9 protein-coding genes are annotated in these 23,761 nt (G+C 46.6%); 3 read left to right on the plus strand and 6 right to left on the minus strand.

Translation table 11 applies throughout. The annotated features are described in order from the left end of the window. Nucleotides 1–417: 417 nt before the first annotated feature. On the plus strand, nt 418–744 hold the full coding sequence (locus ACX0G9_RS10995; RefSeq protein WP_459064947.1) for a hypothetical protein: 327 nt from the start codon (nt 418–420) through the stop codon (nt 742–744). Nucleotides 745–763: 19 nt separating this feature from the next. Here ACX0G9_RS10995 and ACX0G9_RS11000 read toward each other — a convergent pair whose 3' ends face one another. From ACX0G9_RS11000 to ACX0G9_RS11020, 5 genes are all read right to left on the minus strand, one after another. After that, nucleotides 764–6,043 carry a TIM-barrel domain-containing protein gene (locus ACX0G9_RS11000; RefSeq protein WP_459064948.1) on the minus strand — a complete coding sequence of 1,760 codons (5,280 nt, stop codon included), beginning with the start codon at nt 6,041–6,043 and terminating at the stop codon, nt 764–766. A gap of 19 nt (nt 6,044–6,062) precedes the next feature. Then, nucleotides 6,063–7,862, minus strand: a complete 1,800-nt coding sequence (locus ACX0G9_RS11005; RefSeq protein ID WP_459064949.1) for an endo-dextranase — start codon at nt 7,860–7,862, stop codon at nt 6,063–6,065. Further along, entirely contained in the window at nt 7,863–9,347 is a 1,485-nt protein-coding gene (locus ACX0G9_RS11010; protein WP_459064950.1) for a SusF/SusE family outer membrane protein, read from the minus strand. Nucleotides 9,348–9,549: 202 nt separating this feature from the next. After that, nucleotides 9,550–11,025: a RagB/SusD family nutrient uptake outer membrane protein gene (locus tag ACX0G9_RS11015; protein WP_459064951.1), complete on the minus strand. Its 1,476-nt coding sequence runs from the start codon at nt 11,023–11,025 to the stop codon at nt 9,550–9,552. 55 nt (nt 11,026–11,080) lie between these two features. Continuing rightward, on the minus strand, nt 11,081–14,104 hold the full coding sequence (locus ACX0G9_RS11020; RefSeq protein ID WP_459064952.1) for a SusC/RagA family TonB-linked outer membrane protein: 3,024 nt from the start codon (nt 14,102–14,104) through the stop codon (nt 11,081–11,083). Nucleotides 14,105–14,289: 185 nt separating this feature from the next. Between ACX0G9_RS11020 and ACX0G9_RS11025 the strand changes: the two genes are divergently transcribed. After that, nucleotides 14,290–18,378, plus strand: a complete 4,089-nt coding sequence (locus ACX0G9_RS11025) for a hybrid sensor histidine kinase/response regulator transcription factor (RefSeq protein ID WP_459064953.1) — start codon at nt 14,290–14,292, stop codon at nt 18,376–18,378. A 16-nt stretch (nt 18,379–18,394) separates the two neighbouring features. Here ACX0G9_RS11025 and ACX0G9_RS11030 read toward each other — a convergent pair whose 3' ends face one another. Further along, a complete protein-coding gene (locus tag ACX0G9_RS11030; RefSeq protein ID WP_459064954.1) occupies nt 18,395–22,108 on the minus strand; it encodes a hypothetical protein in 3,714 nt (1,237 codons plus the stop codon). A 256-nt stretch (nt 22,109–22,364) separates the two neighbouring features. On the opposite strand from ACX0G9_RS11030, the gene ACX0G9_RS11035 reads away from it, so the two are divergent. Next, a complete protein-coding gene (locus ACX0G9_RS11035) occupies nt 22,365–23,756 on the plus strand; it encodes an S-adenosylmethionine:tRNA ribosyltransferase-isomerase (protein ID WP_459064955.1) in 1,392 nt (463 codons plus the stop codon). Nucleotides 23,757–23,761: the final 5 nt, after the last annotated feature.

Genomic DNA, 23,761 nt, shown 5'->3' on the forward strand with positions numbered 1-23,761 from the left:
TTGAGTGGTCATTTTAAAAACGCAATAAAACGCATAAAACGGCAACTAATCAAATGTAGAATTGTTTTTCCGGTCAAAAAAAATAAAAATAGCAGCAGCGTAACCAAAATAGCACAAAAATATAATTGCTAAAACCGCTACCTATTGCATTAAGCAGCATTTTACCGAATAAAATTTAAAATATAAATAGTTGATATACTGTGAATTAAAAATTTAAATTAATAGTAAACCCTTAAACTATACCTAAATGTTTCCACTAATGTCAGAAATTGCATATTTGTGCAGTTTTATTTAGGTATAAAAAGCTAAATACCGCAATTTAAATTGAATTCTTTCCAATCGAATGCAAGGATTTAACAAGACAGCAGGCAACGATCCGTGGAAAAATGATGTCTAAGGAAAAAGCACATCTTTCTAATGAAAAAACTATTGTTCCTTTTTTGTTTGTCCTGCGTCTTTTGGGCAGGATGTCATAAAACCGAGGTGGCTCAGCCAGGGATAGAAATCAACGGAATCCTTCGATATTCCAATCCCCAAACCGATGGCATGGGGCATGTATTCATCGTAGACAGCACCAATGAAATTATACTTTCCGATGATTTTAAGGAAGCAAGGTGGGAAACTTATTTGAATATACATGCCACTTTGCGTTTTATCGACACCGGCAGGATCGAACGTCCGGAAGGTGGTTGGGATCAACGTCCACGGAGATCCGTGGAAGTGGTCGGCTTTCACAGGTTCTAAACGTATTATCATCGGGAGGTCATTCAACCCTCGTCACCCGCAAATAATCCAGCATCGCCTGGTTAATCTCCCCATTCATATTGTCATTGTAAGGCTCAAAAGAGAGCGTTATAAAATGTTTACCGGCTCTTAGCTGAACAGGTAAGCCATTACTAAAACCCCAATTTGACCATTCCCCTTTACCTCTTTGTGGAAAAACCAGAGAACCGATGAAAAGTCCGTCGATCTTCAGTGTGCGGATGGCACATTTATTCTCTGTGTTCGTTGGTCCATTCCCATTGCTATACCTGAAATCAATCCAATACTTTCCTGGTTTTGCCATAACGACAGGGATTGTCATACGGGTATTTCTTTTCGTGCTGATCTCTGCAAAACCGCTGCCGGTATATCCCTTACAAACAACCGAAGATGTTTCCAAAGACTCCTCCAAAGACTCCTTTTGCCCATACTCCTCTGCCTGGTATAAAGCCGCCTCCTGCGTAGAAAAGGAAACAGGTTCACTTAAAAAGGAAGCCTGGTGTCCGGTGTCCACTGCTTCAACCTGGTAAACAGCATAGCCGGTGTCCGGCACAGCCATGGATATCTTCTGCGTTCCGGCAACTGGTTTTCCATTCCGGAATACACGGTAGGAAACCGCGCCTGCCACCGGTTCCCATTGGATCTCCCTTCCTGTCAATCTGAGCTCCGGTGTAGGCGGTGAAGTATAATCTGCCATTTTATGTATGGCTGCTTCCGGGAACGGCTGACTGGCCAGCAGGATATGAATCGTATGCTCCCCACTCAGGCCCCCTGGAAGGGCCGCTTGATCCGTTTGTTTCCCATCGATGCTAAAAGAACGTATTCGGTTCCCATAGCCCTCCATTGAAATAGATAAGCGTGCGTTGCGGTAGGAGAAATTCGTAAGTGTTCTTTTACCTGCAAGAGCCTTTGGAACGAAGGGATGAAAGACGAGGCTGTCCTGCCGGTACTCCATCCCAAACAAAACGGAATAGACGATACTTAAATTCCCCGAAAGGCTCCAGAGCATGTTACTGGAATTGATCTGCGTACCCTGATAGTCCCCGTTATCAGCTACAAAATTTTCTTTATTGGTAAGGAATAGACCAGCAGGCCGGTATATATCGGCCATACTTTCCAAAGCTGAGCGTTCGTTACCGGTTTTAGCTGCAGCCCATAACCAGAAACTCTGTACAAAAGGCCACACAGCGTTATTATGGTAAGGCGGGATGCCAGGTATTTGCGGGTAAATACAGGGAATGCCAAATGCAGTGACCGGAGTATGCCCGAGAATTTGTTGCTTCCTGCCGCTGTCCGCTATATTAAAAATAACGGTCAGTGCCTCCCCCAGAGATTCCGAACGGGGAGAAAGCTGTTTGGTACCCCTGCCATACAGGTATTGACCGTAGTATCCTTTTTCAGGCATCCACATATACTGATTGATCCCTGTCTTAATTTTTTCCGCGATAATTTTATGTTTAGCAGCCGTCGCAGGATCATGCAGCAGGACGGCCATTTGCGCCAGGATATTATTTGCCTGGTAATGCACAGCATTGGTGCCCAGGTTTTCCGATTCAAAAATATCGGCAGGTTGCATCCATTTCGGATAAGTTTGTTCCCGCCAGTCAAGAAAAGAAGATTCGCCTTTAACCAGTCCGGTCAGCGGATCATAGATCACAGGCAGATCGTCTTCGATCGAATTTTTAATGATCCGGTAAGCCTGTTCCAGCCAATCCTTATCCCCGGTGGATTGATATAATTCCCAGGCTGCAACAGCCCAGATCAGCCGGTCGGTGGAAACCGGCCAGGCGCCACCCGTCCCGTTATCCTGTATGATCTTCCCGTTCTTATTCACTTTTTTAAGCAGACTATACCGGGCAACCCGGGGCTGCAGACGGGCCATGGATAAAAGAATACTGTAACTGATATCGCGGGTCCAAACACCAGCCCATTCCTTGCCGGTCCGGAAAGTGCTATCCGGTTCTATGGCCTTCTGCATTTCCTCCAGGGCCATATTGTATACTGCATCGGTTATGGGATAATCCGAATGGTATTGGGGAAAGGAAGATATATCCTTTGTCAGACTCCAGCTTCCTGGATTTTGCCCTGGAGGATTAGCCGGGTTCAGGGTAATGATCGCTTCATAGATTCCGTCTCCGTCATCGTCCTTTACTTGTAATTCCGGGTAGCTGGCGATATTATCAAAAACCCAGATCAAGGGGTAAGAACTACCGGCAATGCTTACAGAGCGGAAATCCTGCTGATAGATCCTCTCCCCCTTAAAATTCGTGTAGAATCCTTTTTCATGGAAAGCCCTGAATACCTGACGCATATCCAACCGGACCTTCCATTTGGCATTCACCGGAAGAAAGACATTCGCGGGTACGATTGCCGTATCTACGTATTGCTCTCCGAATACGATAAGGGGTGTTTCTTCATAACCGTTACCCGATTTGTTTTTCCCGGGTATATAACTAAAGAGATGATCGTGACCGGAGAGCATTTCATTATCCTTCCCATTGATACAGAATTTAAAACTTATGGAGGAACTTTTAAAGGTACTTCCCTGGCTGCTGTAATTGGATACGAGCCGGGTGGAAGACAAGGCATGGGAAACGAAACCGGGTTGCTGTACGATACTATCCCGGTAAAGGGAGAATTCCTGCGTGTACCATATAGGTGAGGCCTGGGGTTGACCTGTACTCCTTTTCAGGAAGAAGGCCGAATCCGGGATGGGGGGTAATATCTCCAATTCTGTTGACTTACCGGTATCAGGAAGAGTAACGGTACAGGTATGGGTCGTTTCATTCCAGGTCCATAGGATGGGGACAGAATGTTTTTTTGCCTGGCGCGGATTAGACAGGATAACGGATCCGGGCTTAACCATCCCGTGAAATTCCAATAAAAAATTCCTTGGTCCCGGCGTACTGTATCCTTTTCCTTGTTTTGCTAAAATCTGAAAACGATAACCATCTTTCTTTATCGTACTGCAACGGAAGGTCGTCCTGGCAAATTCTCCTTTTTGATACCCTAAAGATTCGCCATCGTCTTCATACAATTCAAAAGAAGCCTTTTCATTAAGAGCGGGGGGGTAAATATGGAGGGCAACGGGATAAGACTTTTGTTCATGAATAAATTGCATAACCGGCATCATAGGGATGATCGAGCCACGGCGAACGAATAAAGGGGTGACGGATAGAGGTGCATCGACGGTCACCCATTGCCCTCCCGTATAATATTTTTGGACGCCATTAAATTGACCATCCTTAAAACCGATCCATTCTCCCTTTGGCAAATATACCTTTTTCGTAACTGCTCCTTTTTCAACTACGGGTGCCACCAGCAATTCCTTACCAAAAAGAAATTCTCCGTCCGCCTTTACTGCCTCGGGATCGTCAGGGTATTCGAGCAACAGGGCCCGCATCAGTGGCAGACCCTTATCATGCGCCACTCTGGCATAGGTATAGATATAAGGGAATAATTGGTATTTCAACTCAATGGCAGCCCGACAGGCGTCTTCGGAAGCCTTACCGAAAAGCCAGGGTTCGGCGGCATTATCTCCTTCATGATGGGCCCTGCTCAACGGATTAAACACCCCAAACTGCAACCATCGGGTATACAATTCCGCCATGGCCGGATAATTTTTTATATCTCCGCAATAGCCGGAAATATCGCAGGCCCAGAAGGGCAGCAAACCCATCCCGGCAGAAAGACCGACTGGTATTTGCCCGGCAAGCCGGTCCCAGCCTTCCAGTACATCATTTCCGTTCCCCGAATCTCCGGACCATCCGAAGGTATATCGTTGCAAACCGGCATAGGCAGACCTGGTCATTTGGAAAATACGTTTGCCCGGATTTCGTTTTTCGAATTGTTCTTTAACTATCTTATCCCAGGTCAGCCCATATACATTATGGATCTCCTCATGCATCCCCGCATAGTGTTTCATAAACAAACGATCGCCGGCATCTTCGTTGCTCCAGGCGGGTTCACCCATGTCGGTCCAGAAGCCACGTACACCGTCGTTCAGTGGTTTCTGCTGATAAGCTCCCCACCAGTCGGCCACGGCCGGATTGGTAAAATCCACGACACCGCAATTCCCTCCCCAGGGCCAGGGCATATCGTATGATTTACCGGTACGGACGTCTATAGTGAAAAAATGAAGGGAGTCCGCTTCCCGCCATTGTTCCTTCGTTGCCTGTGAGATCACAGGGTCCTGTGAAACGATCATTTTAAAGCCCAGCGAATCCAAGGTCTTCAGCATGCCTTTCGGATCGGTATAATTTCTTTTTCTCCAGGAAAAATTCTGAAGGCCATCCGTCCAGCCGATATCCTGGTAAATAATATCGCAGGGGATCTTTCTTTTCCGGAATTCAGCGGCGATATTCCTGGCCTGGTCCTCCCGCGTGTACAATCCTCTGCATTGCGAAAATCCGAGGGCCCATTTTGGTGGCATGATCGGGCTACCGGTAAGTTGTTTGTATTTTTCGAGGATATCCTTATAATCTTTCCCCGCCAAAATATAATAGACGAGTTCTCCGCCGGCAGCCCCAAAAGAAAAACTATTGTCCGGTCCGCTGTTGTCCGCTCCGCTGGTGGCCGGTCCGCCGTCAGCCGATCTTTTGCCGAATATAAATTCGCTCTTATAGGTATTATCAAAAAAGATCCCATAGCGGTAACTGCTCAGGAAAAATGGAATGCTTTTATACAATGGATCCTGATCGGGGCCATAACAGGGTTGATCGCTGTTCCACATTTTATAGGTCCTTCCCCTTCTGTTCAGGGGGCCGGCTTTTTCGCCCAGACCAAAAAACTGCTCATCCGGACGGAGTGTTTTATACGAGATGATTTTAGCGGTATCCTTTTCCCTGATCAGACCGCTGTCTTTAAAATCACCCACTATCAATTTCCCGTCTTTGTCAAAAAGATCCAGCCGGAACGGTCTTTTGCCGATCCGGATCTGAATCTTTCCGGTATGGATCTCATAGGTTTGTCGTTGTTCCTGCATCTGAACCGTTCCGGCGCTTATTGTTTCAAGGTCCTCCTTTATCACCGCGAAGGAGGCATTATTCCGTTTAAAACTACCGGAAGGCGCATAACTTATTTTAATCACTTCCCGGCTGCATACCTTTACCGATACTTTGCTTCCGTTAGTGCAATGAAATACAAAGACATTCCCGGTCCTGGTAAAAGACCGGCAATTACCAGGGTGTATGTCCCCTGAATCTCCTGCCGCCGCAGCCGAACGAAGAAAAAAACATAGTAGCATAATCCCCGGCATGATCATCCTGATAACACTCTTCATATTAATCCTGTTACTTTTATTATTCATAATCCAAAACCAACATATCCCAATAGAACAAGGCAGGCAGGAGAAAACTCACTGAATGGCCGGTCTGGGTAAAAGGTATTTCGGAACATAGGCCCCCGGCAATATCCGGAGAGGCAAACCATATTTTTTTTATCTGTTTGGTTACGGTACAGGTAAGTCCGGTATTTTGAAAGGGGGCAGGCACGGTTTGCTTTCCGTTCGTATCACGCCAGTCAAAACCGGACGCGGAGGCAAAATTGATCAAATGAATCACCTGGGCCGTTCCCATATCTTTTCCTATAAAAGATACGGCACCTGTTTTCGGAGGCCAGCTGGCAGGCATCATTTTTCCGTCTGTCGATGTCAGTCCGGGCGTATTGAACTGACCGCCATCCCTTAAAAGATGCTGATAGGCCACCAGGAAATCATAATAGTTCACCATCGCTTTCTGCAGATCATTCTTCATCGACAGATTCCCGTTTGGAAAATACTCTTTTCCCAGCATGTGTTCGCCCAGTTCCAGATGCGATGCGCCAAAGGCAAAAATAACGGCATCCGTCAGTAACACGCCCGGCGTATTAAAATAGCCCGGGGATTCAGCCAGGTTATAATCCATATAGGCCGCCAGAACTGTCTTTTGTGTATAATTGCTCCATGCGTCATTTTGCTGAATAATAGCGGCCAGATCCTTGTAATCCTCATTGGGCGACCATACTTCGGTATATAAAAAATCCACAGGTGCCTTGGCAATACTCATCTGCTGGCCGTATTGATTAACGGCATTCATGACCAGCCTTTTTGAAGGAGCGGCTTTTTTCATGGCGGCCAGGAAGTCACCGAAACCCGTTTCGGGATTTTTCAGCGATCCATCATAGGCATACAGATTTTTTGACCGGTCCCCCAACTGATCGACCTGGTAACCATCAAAATCGTAAACGGAATAGACATCGCTGGTCTTTGAAACGATATATTGCTGCCAGTCGGGGCTGGATGGATCGAGTAAATAAATATCGCTTTTGAAAGGCGGCTTGGGCAATTGGTTCACTTCCTTTTTGGTATGTTGTCGATCTGTATATAAATACCATTGGTCAGGGATACCTGCAGAAGCCGCATCGCTTAAAGCACCATAACAGAGATTATAGGTCATGGCCTTCATGTTATACCCATGGGCAAGGTCGATATATTGCCGGACGGTAGAAGCGTAATTATCGCGGTTCGCAATATCTTTCCACGTAGCAGCAGGACTGGCAACGGTACCTGCCAGCGGGAGATGGTGCGCATACTCCCAGTCCTGGAACTGGATGCCGTTCAGATGATAACGATTCAGATCAGCAAGGGTCGCAGCCATAGCAGTACCGGGGATCTGTCCAAAGGCCGAAAGAAAACCATACCTCGGGAAACGGGACCAGTCAGAGGAAACGTCAACGGCAATACACCCATATCTTTTCTCCGCGCCGCCAGCTCCGCCCGTTCCATCCGGCGAACCTGCAGCCGCCACTGGATTGCAGACCTCCACCATATAACCCATGAAATCGGAGGAAGGGGCTGTCCAGTTCCAGATCTTCCCGGTAACCGGGATTTCACTTATGATCTTATCCAACTTCCAGACCCTGAACTTCGCCGAAACAGGAAGATTTTTATCGATAGTAATAGTAATCTGGTCACCAGGCCGGTAACAGGCCTTATCCGTGGTGAGACTGACAACCGTATCCGATAAGGGCGGCGTAACAGGATTGCGCACAGATCCTGAACCCGATTTGGCGCATGCCTGTGCCAGCCAACAAATCATCAAAAAAATACTGGCCCTGCTCATCTATTGTTTTTGTATACTGATCGTTTCGGTCAACTGGTTAAATATAATCATATAGGTACCGGCTGCCGTAATGTTCCATTTATAATCGTCCGTGTTGGCTACAGCCATACCCGCAGGAACGAATTGAGCCGTAGTGTCCGAAATAATCGGATGATTCATATAGGGTCTGAAATAATCGCAACCGAAGTCTCCCGTACGGACCGGAATTTTAAACTCACCCACATTCATCGGTCCATTATACGTAAACAGATAAGGATTTGCAGGATCCAGGATCAGGATCGTGGGATTATTGATATTCCAGCCGGTCGGCGTGGCATCTCCAACCATCCACAATGTTGGATAAGGAGTAAAAGGCGTGATGGTAATGGACGGATACTGTAAGTTCAGTTTGATCTTATAAGGACCGGCTGTTGTAATGTTCCATTTATAATCATTGGCATCCGCCGGAGAAGGACCATGCGGAACAAATTGCACCGTAGTATCCGTAATGGCAGGATGATTGATCAAAGGCCGGTAAAAATCGGCTCCCCAATTCCCGGTAGTCACGGGGATCTTAAATTCCCCGGTTTTTAATACAGCATTAAACTTAAATAAAAAAGAATTCACAGGGTCCAGGAAAAATTCATTCGGATGGTCAATATTCCAGCCATTTGGTGTAGCGTCACCTACTATCCAAAGTTTGGAATAAGGCGAAAGAGCCAAGGGGTGAACATTGATCGTATCTTCAATAAGATTTACACTGATCGCATAAACAGCCGTGGAAGTAATAGCAAAGGTATTATCCGGGTCGGCAGCAGATTTTCTCCAAACCAGCTTGCTGCTGTCGGCACCCTTGTTGTAAGAAGGCAACAGCGAACCGAGGGTGGTAATGAATTTAAAATCTCCCGGCGTCAGAGTAACCTGGTAATGAAACAAACCCGGTATGGCGGGATCGGGCGTCAAAGCACCGGCGGTAGTAAGATCCCAGCCTGTAGACGTGGCATCTCCTATAATATACAAAGATTTTGAAACCGGCGTATAGGGCGTGATCGTCAGATTAAGAATTCCCGAGGTATCCGGCTGATGTGAGCCGTCCCCAATGATCGCTACAATTTTTGCTTCCAGCTGCGCAGCGGTTCCGGGAGTAAAATGCCAATGATCCAGCAAACTATCGTTCAATACACCGGTTTTATAAACCAGGCTGAATATATTCTTACCCATATCTGCAATGATCGCCGTATTAAAACCGTTCCCTTTTTTGTCGATCTTCACAAGGTAGGAAATCGAGGAACTCGTTCCGTGATTACTTCCCGTCGTCCAGTTCAGGGTAAGACCGGGATTATATTGATCCGCCTGATTCAACACCAATACGGAATCAACCGCTGACAGGACCAGTGGATTATTGACGGGAAGGGGAGAAAAATTTTCTGTCTTTTTGCAGGCAACAAAAAGAAGAAGAACAAATACGGGAGCCAGTAACAGATTGGCCATTTTATTGATTTGCATGGTCTTTAGTTTAGTTGTTCGTGAAATCGCAGTGCGACATATTTGGGAAAATAGTACAGCGCATTGGCTGTTCTGCGACGCAAAGAGTTTAGAAAATGCAGTGCGGCATTTTTGGTAAATAAGCACTGCGCCTTGGCTGTTCCGCGACGCAAAGAGTATAGAAAATGCAGTGCGACATATTTTAAAAATAAGCACTGCATTTTCAATAGCCTGTGTTTTGTGTAAGATTGGGATTGGCATCTCTTTCAATTTGCGGAATCGGCATCAGCAAATATTTGGAACCGGCATTCGACTTCCCGATGGAATGCAGGAAGTCCAGGCCATACTGACCATTGTCCACCCGAACGAGATCGAACCATCGCTGACCTTCGAAAGCCAGCTCCATTCGACGCTCGTGTAATACCGCGATACGGAAATCCGTTTTGGAAAGACCGGAAGCAATGGGAGGCAGACCAGCTCTCTGCCTGACGAGGTTCAGCGGAGCTTCCGCCTCGTTTGTCTTGTCCAATTCATTTAGGGCTTCCGCTTGCATCAACAATATATCCGCATAACGCAAAACAGGGAAATCCTCCGGATTGGTATTATAATCTGGCGAAACGGATAAGGGCACAAGGAACTTGCGCACATTATAACCCGTGGTGGAAAAACCCGCGGAATAGGATTTGCCGTCGAAGGAAGGGCATCCCTGGTACAACAAAGTAGCATCCTTACGTTTGTCACCGCTTTCATACGCATCCACAAACTCCTGGGTCGGCTGGTTCCACCCATATCCCCCACCTACGAAGTTGGCATTACGCGGACCCATAAATGTACTGGACCAGGAGGCCTGATTCAGATCGTTAAAAAAACCATAGGTGGTAGTTCCGCTATATTGTACCTCGAACAAGGACTCTACGGAATTTTTATGGGCCGGATCGAAATTGTCGGTATAATTAAGATTGAGAGAGTACCCCAAAGCTGTAACCTGTTTGCAAAGATCCAGGGCATGCTGATATTGCCCAAGGGTCAGGTATACTTTTGCCAGCATACCCGTTGCCGCTCCTTTGGAGGCGCGTCCTACATCAGAGCCCGAATAAATTTCCCGTGCCGGCAGGAGTCCGGCAGCTGCCGTAAGATCCTGAATGATCTGTTGATAAACCTGCGTTTTCGGCGTACGTGCGGGACGCAGATTATCGGAAGGAGTCTGCGGTTTGGTGATCAGGGGAATATCGCCGAAAAAACGGACGAGAATAAAATAATAATGCGCCCGCAGAAACAGCGCTTCGCCAAGGATCCTGTTCCGTAAGAGCGTATCCATTTTTATTCCCGGTACGTTCCCGATAACCAGGTTACAACGAAGGATGCCGGGATATGGCCCCCTGTAAAGATCGAGTACACCGGCATTACTCGGGTCGGTCACAAAATTGGATTGCTGGACTGTTTCTATGCCATCCGTGCCGCCGCCCGCACCAACGACGCTGTTGCCGGCAACGATATCGGTAGCCCACATCCGCAGGTTGAATAGTTTGGGCCATTGCAATGGCTGGTAGGCTCCATTGACAGCGGTTACTGCATCGTTTGCATTTTGAAAGAAATTTGCGCTGTTGATAGAGTCCAGGGGGGCTTTATCCAGGTATTTTTTGCATCCCCCCAGAGAGGTAAGCAGGGCTAAACCGGTTAGGAAATATATAATTTTCATATTGAATGCTGTTAAATGGTGTTGATTGCCTTTTGCGTTGGACATAATATTGAACTTACAGATTTAGATTGACACCGACGCTCACAGTTCTTGTGACAGGGTATACGCTGTAATCGATCCCGTTCGCAGAAACTTCCGGATCGAAACCGGTGTATTTGGTGAACGTATGCAGGTTCTGACAGGAAGCATACAGGCGGATAGAAGAGAATTTAATTTTCTGCAATATTGCTCGCGGCAGGGTATAGCCCAGCGTAATATTCTTGATGCGCAAGTAGGAACCATTTTCGACAAAACGGGTGGAAGGCCGGGTGTTCTGATTAGGATCATTGTAAATAGCCCTGGGCATCGTATTACCAGTTCCCTCGCCTTCCCATCGTCCCAGGGTACGCTCCGTCTGGTTCTGCGCTACCGACATGCCTTCCTGGAAAATATTATTGGCATTGAATAGTTTATTACCCGCTACGCCCTGGATAAAAATTCCCAGGTCAAAACCCCGGTAGGCAAAACTGTTATTCATCGAAAAAATAGTCGTCGGGTTAGGATTACCCAAATAAGTCCGGTCTTTGGCATCGATGACACCATCATTATTCAGGTCCGTGAACCGGATATCACCGGGAGAAGTCCGGTTATACGTATCGGCGCCAGGTTGCTGAACCGCATGTTTGTCGACTTCGGATTGATTCTGAAAAATGCCTTGCGCCACGTATCCATACAATTCGTTGACAGGATGTCCGGCCTGATTGATCCCCAGGTAATAATTGAGACCGATACTTCCGTTGTATAATGGAGTCGTATCGTTGAGACTGACGATCTTATTACGGTTGAAGGAAACATTAATATCTGTATTCCAGGTGAATTCACCGGTCATGTTCTTCGTGGAAAAGGTTAGTTCAACTCCGGTATTGCGAACCTTTCCCGCGTTGATAAACGGAACGTTGGTGCTGGAATAACCTGTGGTCACCGGTACGACAGCCGGTACCAGCATATTGGAGGTATTCTTGACATAACCGTCGACAGTGACAGTCAACCGGTTTTTGAACAAGGTGGCGTCCAGTCCGATATTTCCCTGGGCTACCGTCTCCCATTGTACACCCGGATTGGGCAGGACCTGTGGGATAACGGTGCTGACAATATTTCCATTAAAATTATACTGGGCCGTTTGAAGGACTGCGGCAAAGGAATAATTCCCAATATTCTGGTTCCCGGTTATGCCATAACCCGCCCGTAGTTTGAGGTCATTTACAAAATCGGCATGGAAGAATCTTTCCCGGGAGATCCGCCAGGCGGCAGAGGCGGAAGGAAAAGTGCCATACTTATTATTTTGACCGAAACGGGAAGAACCATCCCTCCTTACTGTTGCGGTCAAGAGGTATTTATCCTGGTAGGCATAATTGATGCGGCCCATATAAGAAAGCAGGGACCATTCGGAAGCGTCACCCCCTGTATTTGGATTAAGCGTTCCGTTATTCATCTGCTGGGTAAGCTCGCTGGCGAAGGAACTTATATTGCCGCTGAGGTAATCATAACGATTGGTCTGGGAACTGGTACCTGCCAGCAAAGTCAGGTGATGATCCGCCGCAATGACCCTGTCATAGGTAAAATAATTATCCCAGAGCCAGGTAAGCCTTTTATTATATTGTTGCGCCAGGTACGCATTAGGCTGTGGAATGGGCTGCCAGTTATACTTTGGCGACCAGGTCAGGCTATCGAAGAATTGTGCCTGTACGCCGCCGGTAGTTTTAAATTTTAAACCGGGCAGTATAGTTGCTTCTCCATAAACTGAGCCCAGGATATTGTAACCCTGGATATTATTATTAATGATCGTTGCCTGACCGATGGGGTTGGTCACATCTCCGTACCACTGTGGATTACCAGAAGGACCGGCATATGTTCCGTCTTTATTATAAATTGCCTGTGTCGGATTGGCGGCCATAGCATTACGGATATTATAAGCTCCGCTGGGTTTTTGATCATGGGTCAGGGTCAGGTTATTACCGAACCTGAGCCAATCAAGGGGTTTGGCCTCGCTGTTGAATTGTATCGTAAACCGTTTGTAGCCGGTATTGATCACGATTCCCTGCTGATTAAAATACCCGCCGGAGACATAATAGTTATATTTATCGGAGCCCCCGGAATAAGACAACGTATAATTCTGCATAGGAGCCGTTTGAAACAAAGCGCCCAACCAGTCTGTGCCGGTTCCAAGGGTATCCGGTTTTGCATAGGCAGGATTGGCAGACAGGTTATTATTCACCAGCATTTCATTGTTTAATTTGGCGAATTCCGATCCGTTCAACATTTTCACCACCTTAGCCGCAGACTGCAATCCCGTAAAAAAATTAAAAGAAAGATGGCCCTGGCCGTTCGATCCTTTTTTCGTGGTGATAAGAATAACCCCGTTCGCACCCCGTGATCCATAAATGGCGCCTGCCGAAGCGTCTTTCAGCACTTCAAAGGAAGCAATATCGTTGGTGTTGATATTATTGAGCGGAGCATCTGTGGGAACGCCGTCGATGACGATCAGGGGATCTGCATTATTGATCGTACCCGCACCACGGATCCGGAAGGTCACATTAGAGCCAGGAGCCCCCGAAGAGATTACCTGGACGCCGGCAGCCTTCCCCTGTGCGGCCTCTCCGGCATTGGTCACCGGTATCGAAGAAAAATTCTTTGTGTCGATCGATGCGACAGAACCGGTCAGGTCCTTTCTTTTCACAGTGCCGTAACCAATGACTACTACATCCTGCATTGTCCTGGTGGCAGACGTCAGCAAAATATGGATGGTGTCAGAACCAGCGACTTTCCACTCCACCGTTTCATAACCGATGGAAGAAATGATCAGCCTCGCTCCGGGAGAGGCATTAATGGTAAAAAATCCGTATACATCCGTGAATGTTCCTCCGGAGGCACCATCTGCAGAGCCCGCTATGGCCACCGAAACCCCGGATAACCCTTTATTATCCTCTTTGGAACGTACCTGTCCTGTTATCTTGCCGCTCTGGGCCAGGGTAAGCAAAGGCAGGGAAAAAAGGAGGAGGGATACAAAAAGCCGGAGATGGCTTCTCTTTTTACATGACATACGCAATCGTTTTGGTAGAAATTGATGAAATTAAAAAAGCTACTAAAAAATAGAGTACGAAGAAAAGGATAATTCCCGAGGGATGCTGATCTATCCATTCCATATTATTTTCAAAACGTCCCAAATCCGGTACAGGCAGAAAATAGATAACATAAATAGAACTAACTTTAAGCAGCCCATTTAACTTGAAAAAACGAACGCTTCTTATATTATCCCTGTTCCTGGTACCCTTCTGCTTTGTCTATCCGCAGTCTAAACCTTATTATTTTAAAAATTACCAGACCGGCGACGGAATATCCGGCAACACCATAACCTGTATTACCCAGGACCGGAAAGGATTTATGTGGTTCGGTACCCGAAACGGATTGAACCGTTTTGACGGATCTGCATTCAGGATCTTTCGTTACAGCCAGACCGATCCAGCCAGTCTTGGCAGCAATTCCATTGTCAGTCTTCATGAAGATCAGCAGGACCAGTTATGGATCGGTACCCATTCCGGCATTTACTTGTTTGATCCTGCCAAAGAAAAGTTTACCCCTTTTACTTCCGTTCCGGCAGGAGAGATCAAATTTATCGAAGAAGATAAGGATCATAATATCTGGATCGTCGCCGATTTTAAACTTTACCGGTTTAACCGGTCAACGGGCCGGACCTTGTCTTATAGCCCCGCGAACAGTGCCGGTATCGTGGCTGTCCATATTGCGCAGAACGGGACCCTCTGGATTGCTACCAGTGCGGGAGTTATAAAAAAATACGATGCAGGAAAAGACCTCTTCATCACCTATTCCATTTCCGCATCGCTCAAAAAGAATGAATTCAACCAGATCCAGGATATCTATCCGCTAAACGAAAACGAGGTGATCGTAGGAACGAATCATTCCGCCTTGTTATTCGATCTGAACACCTTAAAAGCTCAAAACCTGTTGAGTCAGTTCCCCTGGGGCCATGATATTCAAATCCACCGCATCTTTGAGCAGCATACAAATGAGCTTTGGTTAGGAACGGAAACAGGGCTCTATATCTATAATCTGCAAACAAAAAAGACAGACCTCATTCAGCACGAATATGACAATCCCTATTCCATTACCAATAATGTACTTTATTCCTATTATATGGATAAAGAAGGAGGAACCTGGATAGGGACCTTTTTTGGGGGGGTCAATTATTATTCCCCTCAGTACAATAAATTTCAAAAATACTTCCGTCATCACGGTGTGGATAATCTGAGCGGAAACCTGATCCATGAGATCTGCGAAGACGGTAATGGGAATTTATGGGTAGGTACGGAGGATGCGGGTTTGAATAAGATCGATGGGCAAAACGGGCAGATAAGGCATTTTCAATCCAGGGAGAGCAAAGGCCCGGCCTTAGCTAGCGCCAAAGGTTCCGCCAACGGAAGGGGCAGCATTTCCTTTAACAATGTCCATGGGCTGGTCGCGGCCGGGAATGAATTATGGATTGGCACCTATGAACATGGATTGGATGTCATGGATCTGCGAACCGAAAAGGTCATTCGTCATTACGACGCAGGCAATGATTCTAATTCCATAAAAAGTAATTTTATCGTCACTCTTTACCAGACCAGGAGTAAGGATATCCTGGTGGGCACCTGGAACGGACTATTCCGGTACAACAGGAAGACTGATAATTTTTCCGCACTTCCCTTTTTTAACACCCAGATACAGGCCATTCATGAAGACCAGCAGGGTACGATCTGGGCCTGCACCTATGGATATGGTGTTTCCTTTTACAATCCCCTGACAGGAAGGAGCGGTCATTTGAGAGCAGGACCGGCGCATCCGGAGACCGGAGCCGGCAGGGAAATCATGTCTGGTGCCCGCCGCCCGGCGGGCCTCATCAACGACTATATCAACAATATAACAGAGGACAGCCGTAAACATTTATGGTTTTGTACGGAAGGAGGGCTATCCGAATATGATCCGCATACTGGTAAATTCAGTAATTATACTATTGCCGACGGATTACCGGATAACCAGGTATTCCGGATACTGGAAGATGAAGCGCATCAATTCTGGGCTTCGACAGCCAAAGGATTGGTTTGTTTTAACCAGAGGATGAAAGAAAGCAAAGTTTATACGGTTTCCAGCGGTCTGCTAATCGATCAGTTCAATTATAACTCCGCATTTAAACGCGCAGATGGCACCTTATACTTCGGAAGTATTAAGGGCATGGTCAGTTTTAATCCATCCACCTTCACCCGGAATCTCTTTATCCCTCCGGTTTATATTACGGGGCTCCAGATCAACAACAAGGGACTGGATATCCATGAAACCGGTTCCCCCCTGCAGGAATCTGTCACCTATGCCCAGAAAATGACCCTACCCTACAACAGTTCCACCATCAGCCTTGATATTGCAGCCTTAAGTTATGCAGCTCCGGAAATGAATAAGTATGCTTATAAAATGGAAGGGTTGGATAAGGAATGGACACAGATAACCAGCAACCGGAAGATCTATTATACCAAATTACCCCAGGGTGACTATACCTTTCTGGTAAAAGGATCCAATAATGAAGGGATCTGGAATGAGCAGGAAAAAAAACTGGTGATAAGAATATCTCCTCCTTTCTGGGCTACTCCCTGGGCCTACCTCCTTTATATATTGATCCTGACCGCCATCATCGTCATTATCCTCCGGTATTATTATATTGCACTGGATGAAAAGAACAAACGCAGGATAGAGGTGCTGGAGATCGGGAAGGAAAGAGAGATCTATAACGCCAAGATAGAGTTCTTTACCAATGTAGCACATGAGATAAGAACACCGCTGACCCTAATAAAAATGCCCCTGGACAAACTGATCAGGAACGAAACGGATACGTTAACCTTAAATGAAAGCCTGCAGATGATCAACAAAAATACAAACCGGTTGATTGATCTTACCAACCAATTACTTGACTTCCGTAAGGCGGAGGCCAGTAAATTCAGTCTTAACTTTATAGAAACGAACAGTGCGGATATCCTGAAAGAGGTGTTTACCAGTTTAAACCCTTCCGCCGAACAAAAGAATCTGCACTATAGTCTGGATCTGCCCCGGATGCCGCTATATGCTTTTGTGGACGCAGAGGCCCTTAAAAAAATTTTGACCAACCTTATTAACAATGCGATTAAATATGCAGACAAACAGGTATTCATCCGGCTTTTACCTTTTAGCAGCGAAGACAACCTGTTCCATGTCGAGATCAGGAATGATGGTTTCCTGATCCCTCCTGAATTAAAGGAAAAAATCTTTGAGCCCTTCTACCGGATAAAAGAGACCGAAAAGGAAGAAGGAACCGGAATTGGCCTTGCACTCTCCCGGTCCCTTGCGGAATTACATAAAGGGACATTGGAACTCAAACAACGGGACGGTGTCTTAAATGTCTTTTTACTTTCCTTGCCCATTCACCAGGAAAAAGAGATCAGCTTCGGGAATTATGAAATCCCGGCGACCGGGCCCGATACCAGCGAAGAAAAACAAACCGTTCCTGCTTCCGGCCCATTAATCCTGCTGGTTGAAGACAATAGGGAGATCCTCCATTTCATTCAAAAGGAATTGAGCCGTTCCTATAACGTACTCATGGCAACCAACGGCCAGGAAGCACTGGATATCCTTATCCGGGAAAATGTACAATTGGTCATCAGCGATATTATGATGCCTGTCATGGACGGAATAGAATTATGCAGGCGGATAAAAAATGATCTCCAGTACAGTCATGTACCGATTATTCTGCTGACGGCAAAAAATTCCGTAGTGGCAAAGATCGAAGGATTGGAAGTGGGGGCGGATGCCTATATTGAAAAACCCTTTAATTTCGAACACCTGCAGGCGCAGATCTCTAATTTACTCACCAACAGGAATATCATCAAGGAGTATTTTGCCCGGTCGCCGCTGACCCATATCAAAGGGATCGCCTGCTCAGTGGCAGATCGGCAATTCCTGGAGCAGCTGAGTAATGCTATTTCCGTACACATTACGGATATGGATCTGGACGTCGACCGGTTATCCAAAATGATGAATATGAGCAGAACGAGCTTATATAGAAAGATCAATGCCTTGTCCAATCTGACGCCGAATGAACTAATCAACCTGACCCGGCTCAAAAAAGCTGCCGAATTGCTCGCGGGAGGAGAATACAAAATTAATGAGGTGGCCAGGATCGTCGGTTACAGTTTGCTCACCAACTTTTCAAGGGATTTCCACAAACAATTCGGCATAAGCCCGTCCCAGTATACCCGTAACCTGCAATCCGATGCAACGGGTAAACCCAGTTAGCACCCACGGGCGGCAGTTAATCTTTTTTTGCGGGTTCGTCTTTTTTAAGGGATAGGAATTTTAGCAGCAAAGGAATAACCGTAGTAAGCCCCGTAATGATCGCGATGATCTTCCCGGAAACATCCTGCTGAGTAAGGAAAAGGAACACAAGGACAGTCAGGATGATTACAATAAAAACCGTTCTGATAGTAGTCCAGGAACTTGCTGTCTGCATTTTTACCAGCAGTTCCCTTTCTTCATCCGTTCCCCTTTTGGAGAGAATATAATTCCGGAAACTGTAACTGATCAGTTTAATTCTTTCCTGGTCGATGCAGATCAACTTATTGCGCAATAATTTATAGACAAGTGATTCATTTTTATGATTCATCAATCCATCCCCCGCAAGACCATATAGCAAAAAACGTTCCTCCGGACTGCAATTTTTCCAGGCGCAATCGAATAGCAATTTTAATTTTTCCGCCCGCAGGGTCAGTTCCATTTCCATTTCCGCAATATCGGTCGATTTGTGGACCATAAAATCGGCATACTCTTTTTTCAATAAAGCAGGAATCTCTTCCGGTCCTGACACAATTTCTTTTAAGGCAAAATTATCGACGACCTGGTCCCATGATTTTTTCCAAATGCCCTCTTCCAGTACCTTGCTATTTGTCATTAGCCCGTCGATCTCCTCTGTTTTCCTGGGATAAAAGAATTTTGCGGCCATTGTCGTTACCAGCCGGAACAGACAAATGACCATTAGTATTGTAACGAGAACGATCATCAGGGGTGCAGCCAGGAAATAGGGAGATTCGGATGAGCTGTAGGATCTTATCCGGAAGGCCAGGTCAGGGTTGGATTTTCCAGGGTCGGCAGGTGGGACCTTCCATTCCGGATGGGAATAATCGAAGACAATAGTATCCGCATAACTATCCCAGTGATACAGATTATCATGCTGAGAGCTGTCCATTAAAGCCGGCAAAAAAGAGGTATCGTCATTCCTGCTTCCAAGGGCATTGGTGATGTCCAGGTAAAAAGGCTCTGCCGGACAGAGATGTGCGGAGGAATCCGGGATTCGCCTGAGTCCCATACCATAAATGATCTTATCGTGATAAACCGGATAAATTCCCTTTGTATATTGAAGATCGCTGAAAAGATCGCCGGCAACGCTTTTTGCCGGCTGATAAGTGCGTATAAAGAACCGGTTATCCATTTCCCTTTTGCGCAGGCCCTGAGCCAGTAAAAGCTGTTCTTTCCGGATGGTTTGTCGCCACTCGTGATTGGTGCCGAACCAGCTGAAAACCAACCCGGGAAATATGGCCATAGTCAGTATGAAAAGGGTCACAAACCAGCCGTACAGAAAAATGGTCCGGTCCTTGCCTGAAGCCCTTCTCCACCATCTCATCCGCGTTACCCGATCGGAAAGGCCCTTCGTCAATGCATACCATAATTTTCCGTTTTTATAGGAAATACCGGCCATTAGCAGGATAAAGACACCTTCAAAACCAACAAAAGAAGACAGGAGCAGGGGGTGGTAAAACCCCGCCCACCCATACAATGCGCAGCTCACCATAACCGGAACCGCTATGTGCCCGAGCGTTCTTTTATAGGTAGAGGGCCTGTTCCCTAACCGTAAAAGTTTTAGCCCGAACAGTATATTAAAGGGGATAATAGCGGTAACGGCTACCCATGAATAATCAAAATCATCCATGCCTGCTGCGTTCATGATCATCGCCGACAGGACCTGGACCAGCAGGAAAAACAATAAGAAAATGCCTCCGTTATAATAAATACTCCTGAAATTACTTTGAGGCAATAACCAGTTATAATAATCTGTGGAAGAAAATAAGAAACTTCTGCGCGGTGCGCGGTAAAACGCAAGGATAAGTAGGATCATAAAGGCATAAACCACCAGGCAAAATAAAACAGCAAAAAAGAGGATCCGGATATTTACAGGCTCCAGGTAACTGTTATCGTGATAGAATACCAGGAATAACGGATGTTGCGCAAGAGGCTGTATGCGTAATTCATTAAATTTTCCGTAAAAAGAAACGTTGGATAAAGAATCGGTCTGACGGCTGTTGATGACCCTCCGGATCTGGTAGGAACGGTTGGTCTCTTCAAAAAAGTTTTCCCGAAGACTTTTGGAGGGATTGGAATGGATCAGTACGTCTCCATTCGCCCTGATGAGGCAAAATCCGTAACCGGCCGGCAAAACAGTATTTAACACGGAATACAACCTGGTTTGCATGGTTTGCATCAGCCTGTCCGGAAGATTGGATTTCCGGCAAATATTGACCCTGAATTCATTGTTAGTCCAACTATAAACGGGAGCGATCAGGAGCAGGGAATCCGAAAGCGGCTCCCTGCTTTTCCGGTTTTTGAAATAGGTATAATAATCCCGCTGGGTCACGTCCAGGAAATTATAGGAGGACCCTTTTTTGGCCAGGATCTTCAGTAGCTGAAGATCGGAAAAAGAGCCCTGTTCCCTTACCTGTCCTTCATTGTTGATCCAGGATACATGGTAAAAACTATGATAATAAGCAGTATCGTCCCATAATATTTCTTTTACACTTGTTAACCTCCCCCTACCGGCACTATCCTTGTTCTTGTTCGGATCCGGAATGTTACCGAACCAGAAAACCGGTACCTTTCCTTTACGCACCTTCGTGCCTGCTGAGGTATCCGGCCGGGCAGTGTCGGATCGCATACGGCTGGAATCTTTTAATTTCTTTAGACGCAGCTTTTCCAGGGAGATCATTTCATCCCTTGCTTCGGTCAATTCCGTGCCCAGCGAAGCAGCCACCTTCCCCGATAATTTCCGGAGGTTTTCCTTTACCTCCCTGTTGCCTCTGTGTAATAAGGAGAACTGAACAATGGCCAAGGTAAGGAAGGTGGATGAAATCAGCAGAAAAGCAATGCTGGTCTTCACATTGGTCATATTCAACCGGTCCAGCTCATTCATGATGAAAACTTTCCAGACCGGCAGACTAAGAAAAAATAAAAACAAGCTGATGAACAGGATATATACGATCGATACCGGCATAACCCGGACTCTGGAATTATAAGCGGAGGCCTTCAGGAAACCACAAAGGATCAACTTGTGGCTGCTTATCTGGAATGGCCAGGTGAACATTTTATAATTGATCCCTTCGATACGTATATCCGTAATATCCGGGGACCGGACACCTTGTCTGCGGGGAGCCAGGGAATCCACATTCAGACTGTACTCCATCTTTTCCGGATCATCCTGATAGATCAGTGCGCTCGTGGAATCTTTGCCTCCCCGGTCACAATAATGAACGAGGCTAAGGGACTCAAAAAGCTCTTTGGCCGAAGTAAGACAAGGAGCTACAAAATCGGAAAGCGGAAACTGATAAGTAAGGAAAGAGGAAGGCTTTGAAGGAACCTTATTCATTTTATAAACGATCTTCCACCCTCCGGAATTATCGTAAACAAAACAAAGCGAATCTCCTTTATTATTCCTGCAGCTCTGGGTGTTCAGACTGGAATCACTCAGTGTATCCATACTGATCTTGGCATACTTACTGAAATTCTTATAATCCTTTTGTTTATCGATAATGATCTGAGCAGCGCGGCTCAATTTAAGAAAACCCTGTTGATGAAGCGTGGACTCGTTTACCGGCATGAAGTAAAAAAAATAAGGCAGGAGGAACAGGGCCAGCAAAGAAAAGACCAGGATCAGTACAGTAACCGTCCGGGTGTTGGGAGTTGCCTTTTTAACATCTGCCATAGATAGCCATTAATTCTGGTTAGCAAAATCCTGATAGCTTAGGTATTGGAATAATATTCCGGGTAGCTGATTAACGGCAAGGGGGTTAAGGTAGATGGAAAAGCAGGGAAGATATTGGATCAACAGCCTGGATAGCGTGATTTCGGATACTGAAAGGTATTAAAAATAAGGGGCTATAGCAACCGTATTAATACCTGAAAACCAGTAATGTATTATCTTTGCCGGATAAAACCGGCGGCAGTCAGCCGCCCTTGCTATGCATCCAAAAGACATTTCCATCAGCGGTTTCAGCTATGACCTACCCCTGGAACGTATTGCGCATTACCCTTTAGCAGAACGGGATGCGGGCAAATTACTCATCTACCGGGAAGGTAGGATCAAGGAGGACATCTACCGGAATATCAGTCATTATATCCCCGAAAACGCCTTGTTGATCTTTAATAACACGAAAGTGGTAGAGGCCAGGATCCTGTTCCAAAAAGCAACAGGGGCGCAGATCGAATTGTTCTGCCTCGAACCGCCTGCGGAGTACCCGGGAATAGCCGCCGCCATGATGCAAACGGGAAAAGTCCGCTGGAAATGCCTGATCGGAGGCGCCTCCAAATGGAAGCCAGGCCAGGTGCTCACCAAAACCATTGGAAGTTCCGGAGAAAGGTCTGCCCAAACGGATGACCAAACTTCCGGCCGGGTCGACGGAACGGAAGAAGCTGTCGTTCTCGAAGCCCGCTATATAGAGAAACTGGAAGGATCCTTTCTGGTCGAACTTTCCTGGATCCCGGCCTCATTAACCTTTGCGGAACTCCTGCACCAGGCTGGCCTGATCCCCTTGCCTCCCTATATCCGGCGGGCAGCGGAACAGTCCGACAGTGAAAGATACCAGACAATTTATGCCCGTCATGACGGATCGGTAGCGGCCCCTACTGCCGGTCTTCATTTTACCGGGGTCATCTTCGAAAGCCTGGAAACCAAACATATTCAACGCGACTTCGTGACGCTTCACGTAGGGGCCGGTACCTTTATGCCGGTAAAATCCCCGACCCTGGGACAGCATACGATGCATGTCGAGTTTATAACCGTCACCAAAACCACTCTCCTGAATGTATTGGCACATATCGGGGAACCGGATGGTAAAGACCGGAACATGGGGGTAAGCCGTCAAGTCCCCGGGCCGATTATCCCCGTCGGGACCACTTCCCTGCGAACACTGGAGAGCCTTTATTGGCTGGGGGTAAAGGTGATCCTGCATCCGGAGATTCTTCCCGAAGACATGGTTGTGGACCAATGGGATCCTTACCAGCAGACCGATCAGCAGAACGATCAGCAGACCAATAACCAGACCGATCAGCAGAAATTCAATAAAATAAGCCCTACAAACGCTTTACAAAGCCTGCTGGCCTGGATGGAACGACAAGGTTTGGAGCAGCTTCTTGCCAAAACACAATTGCTGATCACCCCTGGATATGAATGGAAAATAACAAAGGCCCTGGTTACCAACTTTCATCAGCCGGAATCTACTTTACTACTGTTGATTGCCGCTCTGATCGGACCCGATTGGAGGGAGGTCTATAATTATGCGCTGGATAATGGTTTTCGTTTCCTGAGTTATGGAGATGGATGTTTGTTGTATCCCCCTAACTCCTTCCTTTAGCTTGG

Source organism: Flavitalea flava (assembly GCF_054461575.1).

What these genes read in the sequence shown, in the direction of transcription:
- ACX0G9_RS10995 (WP_459064947.1), top strand. Translation starts at nt 418, where the DNA reads ATGAAAAAACTATTGTTCCTTTTTTGTTTGTCCTGCGTCTTTTGGGCA.
- ACX0G9_RS11000 (WP_459064948.1), bottom strand. Translation starts at nt 6,043, where the DNA reads ATGAAGAGTGTTATCAGGATGATCATGCCGGGGATTATGCTACTATGT.
- ACX0G9_RS11005 (WP_459064949.1), bottom strand. Translation starts at nt 7,862, where the DNA reads ATGAGCAGGGCCAGTATTTTTTTGATGATTTGTTGGCTGGCACAGGCA.
- ACX0G9_RS11010 (WP_459064950.1), bottom strand. Translation starts at nt 9,347, where the DNA reads ATGCAAATCAATAAAATGGCCAATCTGTTACTGGCTCCCGTATTTGTT.
- ACX0G9_RS11015 (WP_459064951.1), bottom strand. Translation starts at nt 11,025, where the DNA reads ATGAAAATTATATATTTCCTAACCGGTTTAGCCCTGCTTACCTCTCTG.
- ACX0G9_RS11020 (WP_459064952.1), bottom strand. Translation starts at nt 14,104, where the DNA reads ATGTCATGTAAAAAGAGAAGCCATCTCCGGCTTTTTGTATCCCTCCTC.
- ACX0G9_RS11030 (WP_459064954.1), bottom strand. Translation starts at nt 22,108, where the DNA reads ATGGCAGATGTTAAAAAGGCAACTCCCAACACCCGGACGGTTACTGTA.
- ACX0G9_RS11035 (WP_459064955.1), top strand. Translation starts at nt 22,365, where the DNA reads ATGCATCCAAAAGACATTTCCATCAGCGGTTTCAGCTATGACCTACCC.